Below are 4,348 nucleotides of genomic sequence, written 5' to 3'. Positions count from 1 at the left end.
CAGGACTTTGGATTCGAAACGGGCGGCTGACATGCCGCGATTGTACGACGGCGGCCGCGGCCGCCGTCGCCCTTCAGCGGGCGCGCCCCGGCCGGGGCCGGCGCGCGCCACCCTCCCGCCGGATCAGGCGCCGGCCAGGATGATTTCCTTTTCCTTGGGCACCACCAGCGCGGTCATTTCCTTGCGGTAGCGGTTCAGGTCCTTGACCGTCTCGAAGCTGCGGTCCATCAGCTTGGACAGGATGTGCAGGATGCGCGTGGCGACCTTCTGTTCCCAGACGCCGTCGAAGCGGATCTGGCTGTCCAGCCAGTGTTCCAGCCAGCCCGGCTCGGGCAGGCGCGACTGCACCGTATCGTTGGGGAACAGGTCCTTGTTGACGTGCAGGTTGGTCGGGTGCAGCGCCTGCTGGGTGCGGCCGGCCGAGGCCATCAGCACGCCGATCTTGGAGAACGCCAGGCGCGCCTGCACGCTGGTGTCCTCGCCGCGGTTGTGCAGCGCGCGGCGCATGTACTGCAGGTAGGCGCCGGCATGGCGGGCCTCGTCCTGCGCCACGGTCTTGTAGATGGACTTGATGACCGGCTCGGTGTGCCATTCGGCGGCGCGGCGGTACCAGTGGTTCAGGCGCACCTCGCCGCAGAAGTGCAGCATCAGCGTTTCCAGCTCGGGCGCGACGTCGAATTCGAAGCGCACGTTGTGCAGTTCTTCCTCGGTGGGCACCAGGTCGGGACGGAAGCGGCGCAGGTACTCGATCAGCACCAGGGAATGCTTCTGTTCTTCGAAGAACCACACCGACATGAACGCGCAGAAATCGCTGTCGCCGCGATTGTCGCGCAGGAACATCTCGGTGGCCGGCAATGCGGCCCATTCGGTGATGGCGTTCATCTTGATCGTGTGCGCCTGCTCGTCCGAGAGCTTGCTGCGATCGAAGTCGCCCCAGGGAATATCGTGCGCCATGTTCCAGCGCACCGCTTCCATGGTCTTGAAGAGTTCAGGATAAAGCATGTTCTGCCCTTGTTTTCGTCCCGCTGTGGGGCTATAGAAATTAATGAATGGCGCACGCGCTTGCCGGCGTGACGCTGCATTGGCCGCCGCAGCGCTATTTTTCGCCGTCTCCCGCGAAGCTATGATGACCGTTTCATGAATGAAACATGACAGGAGGATCGCCCTTACACCATCGCGCCGCCTATCGGGTCAATGCCCACAACGCCACCCCGATACCCAGGGCCAGCACGCCAACCAGCGCCGCGATCAGCCGGTTGCTCTGCTGCTGGGCCCGCCGCAACTGCACCATCTCGGCCAGCAGCGCCGGCGAGAGGTTCGGGCGGTTCAGATGGTCGTGGACCAGCCTGGGAAGCGCCGGCAGCATTTGCGACCACTGCGCGGCTTCTTTTTCCAGGCTCTGCCGCAGGCCCTTGAACCCGACGCGCTGACGCATCCAGCGTTCCAGGTAGGGCTTGGCGGTCTTCCAGAGATCCAGGTTGGGGTCGAGCTGCCGCCCCAGGCCTTCGACGTTCAGCAACGTCTTCTGCAGCAGCACCAGCTGCGGCTGGATCTCCACATTGAACCGGCGCGAGGTCTGGAACAGGCGCAACAGCACCTGGCCCAGCGAAATCTCGGACAACGGCCGGTCAAAATAGGGTTCGCAGACGGCGCGCACCGCGCCCTCCAGCTCTTCCTCGCGCGTATCCGGCGGCACCCAGCCGGACTCGATGTGCAACTGCGCCACGCGGCGGTAGTCGCGGTGGAAGAAGGCCAGGAAGTTCTGCGCCAGGTAGTTCTTGTCGAATTCCGACAGCGAGCCGACGATGCCGAAGTCCAGGGCGATGTAGCTGCCCAGCGTCTCGGGCCGGTCGGACACGTAGATGTTGCCCGGGTGCATGTCGGCGTGGAAGAAGCCGTCGGTGAACACCTGGGTGAAGAAGATCTCGACGCCGGTGCGCGCCAGGGTCGGGATGTCGATGCCGGCGGCGCGCATGCGCTCGACCTGGCCCACCGGCACGCCGTACATGCGCTGCATGGTGAAGACCGTGGACGCGGTGTATTCCCAGATGACCTCGGGCACCATCAGCATGTCGCCGCGGCCGGATTCCGGGCCGAAGTTGCGGCGCAGCTGGCTGCAGTTGGAGGCCTCGCGCACCAGGTCGAGCTCGTCGTGCAGGTACTTGTCGAACTCGGCCACCACCTCGCGCGGCTTGAGCCGGCGGCCATCGGCGCCCAGGCGCTCGATGATGCGGGCCACGATCTTGAGCAGCGACAGGTCTTTCTCGATGATGCTGAGCATGCCCGGGCGCAGCACCTTGACCGCCACCTCGCGGCCGTCGTGCAGCACCGCGAAGTGCACCTGCGCGATGGAGGCCGACGCCACCGGGTCGACCTGGAACTGCGCGAACAGCTTTTCGGGCGGCGCGCCCAGCGCGGCCTCGATGCAGGCGGCGGCCTGGGCCGACGGGAACGGCGGCACGCGGTCCTGCAGCAGCGCCAGCTCGTTGGCGATGTCGGCGGGGATCAGGTCGCGGCGGGTGGACAGCACCTGGCCGAACTTCACGAAGATCGGGCCCAGCGACTCCAGCGCCAGGCGCAGCCGCAGGCCGCGCGGCTTGCGCGGCCGGGTGCCCAGGCGGATGACGCGCAGCAGGCAGGTCGCCAGCGGATGGTTCAGGCTGGACAGCACCAGCTCGTCCAGACCGTAGCGCAGCGAAACCAGGATGATGCGAAGCAGGCGCAGCAAAGGGAACATGGGTCAGGCGCCTCGCTTGGCGGCGGCCGTGGCCAGTCGGGATTGCAGGGCGGCGGCCGAGCGCGCCAGCGCGTCGGCGCGGGCGTTCAACTCGGCCAGGTCCAGGCGCCACTGCTCCAGCGCCGGGCGGCCCAGCAGCATGCCGCTTTCCTCGGCCAGGTATTCGGACACATTCTCGGCCATGCGCTGGCCGGCCTGGCGCGCGCCGCCGGCGGCCGCGCGCAGCCCGCCGGCGATGCGCAGCGCGGGAATGTCGCCCACCAGCCGGGCCAGGCTGTCTTCCGGGTCCCAGCGCAGTTGCTTGGACAGGTCGGCCACCACCTGCGCCAGCGCGGCGTCGCCGGAAATGTGCGTGGCCTCGGCGAAGTCGGGCGCCTCGCCACCCGCGCCCAGGCGCGGCAGCGGCAGCTTCTCGGGCGCCACCGTCAGGGTCACGTCGGGCACCACCGCCGCATCGGCCTGGGACGCCAGGCCCTCGCTGTCGATGGTCAGGCCCAGGGTGAAGCCGCCCAGCGCGAAACGCACGGTCTTGCCGGCGTGGCGGGCCAGGCGTTCGCGCGCCCAGTCTTCACGCTTCAACAGGGTGTTGAGCGCGCCGACGGCCAGCCGTGCAGGAGTGGGCAGAAACGAAAAAGGCAACATGACGGTCCGCGGCCCCGCGAAACGGGGATGACGAAGTTGATGGGTAAATCGGGAGTGTAACGGGTTGGATGGGGGTGTGTTCCGGACAGTCTGGACGCGGTTTGCGCCCGCGCATGGAAAAACCGGCCCTGAGGGGCCGGTTGTGGCGGACGGCCGCAAGGCCGCCGCGATAGCAGGGGGATGGCGCCAGCCGGATCAGCTGGCGAATTCCACCGGGATCTGCTGGATGCCGGCCAGCAGCCAGCCGCCGTTGGCGGGCTTGAACAGGTTCCAGACTTCCTCGAAGCGGAAGGCTTCGGCGCCCGGCGCCTCGCGCAGCATGCCCGAGAAGCGCACGCTGGCCAGGTGGCCGTCGGACACCGTCTCGATGCCCAGCAGCTCGGCGTTCAACAGCACCACTTCGGTCTTGTTGGGGGCCGCGCCGCGCTCGGTCAGTTGCGGCTTGAGCTCGGTGATGAGGTCGTCGGTCAGGTAGTCGCGCAGGCGGTCGGTGCTGCCGCTGTCCCACACGGCCTGGATGCGCACGAACTGGTCCTTGGCCTGCTTCAGGAAGTTGGGCGTATCGAAATCACCCGGCACGAACCAGTTGTTGTCGTCGCCCGCCTTGGGCATCGCGGCAACCGGCTCCGCGGCGGCCACGGCAGCGATCGGCGCGGCCGCCGGCGTGGCCGGCTTCAGCGTTTCACGCCACATGGGCTGCTGCTGCGGCTCGCCAGGCGCGCTGTTGGCGCCGCCAAAGGCGCCCTGGGTGGCCGGACGCGGCGCGGCGCCACGCAGGCGGCGGATGATGAACATCACGGCGAACACGACCACGGCGATCAGCAGCGCGGACGACAGGAACTCGGCGAAGGCGCCCGACAGGCCCATGCTCGAGAGCAGGGCGGCGATGCCCAGGCCGGCGGCGATGCCGGCGATCGGGCCGAGCCAGCGCGACGCGCCGCTCTTGGCGGCCGCGCCCGCGGCGCCGGC

Annotated in this window: 4 protein-coding genes; all 4 read right to left on the bottom strand. The window is 68.3% G+C overall.

Features of this window, described 5'->3' with window-relative positions; genetic code table 11:
* Window positions 1-123 precede the first annotated feature (123 nt).
* Complete coding sequence (locus AOZ49_RS22165) at window positions 124-1,002, bottom strand: ferritin family protein (RefSeq protein WP_054433155.1); 879 nt, start codon at window positions 1,000-1,002, stop codon at window positions 124-126.
* Between the two features lie 181 nt (window positions 1,003-1,183).
* Window positions 1,184-2,737 carry a ubiquinone biosynthesis regulatory protein kinase UbiB gene (gene ubiB / locus AOZ49_RS22160; RefSeq protein ID WP_054433154.1) on the bottom strand — a complete coding sequence of 518 codons (1,554 nt, stop codon included), beginning with the start codon at window positions 2,735-2,737 and terminating at the stop codon, window positions 1,184-1,186.
* A 3-nt stretch (window positions 2,738-2,740) separates the two neighbouring features.
* Window positions 2,741-3,379: a ubiquinone biosynthesis accessory factor UbiJ gene (locus AOZ49_RS22155; RefSeq protein WP_054477796.1), complete on the bottom strand. Its 639-nt coding sequence runs from the start codon at window positions 3,377-3,379 to the stop codon at window positions 2,741-2,743.
* Window positions 3,380-3,574: 195 nt separating this feature from the next.
* Window positions 3,575-4,348 (bottom strand): Tim44 domain-containing protein (locus tag AOZ49_RS33665; protein ID WP_054477794.1); only part of this gene is annotated, 774 nt, incomplete at its 5' end.

It is taken from the genome of Achromobacter sp. 2789STDY5608615 (genome assembly GCF_001298995.1).
GTDB classification, from domain to species: domain Bacteria; phylum Pseudomonadota; class Gammaproteobacteria; order Burkholderiales; family Burkholderiaceae_B; genus Achromobacter; species Achromobacter insuavis.
This window is presented reverse-complemented; position numbering and strand designations above follow the sequence as displayed.

What these genes read in the sequence shown, in the direction of transcription:
- AOZ49_RS22155 (WP_054477796.1), bottom strand. Translation starts at nt 3,379, where the DNA reads ATGTTGCCTTTTTCGTTTCTGCCCACTCCTGCACGGCTGGCCGTCGGC.
- AOZ49_RS22165 (WP_054433155.1), bottom strand. Translation starts at nt 1,002, where the DNA reads ATGCTTTATCCTGAACTCTTCAAGACCATGGAAGCGGTGCGCTGGAAC.
- ubiB (WP_054433154.1), bottom strand. Translation starts at nt 2,737, where the DNA reads ATGTTCCCTTTGCTGCGCCTGCTTCGCATCATCCTGGTTTCGCTGCGC.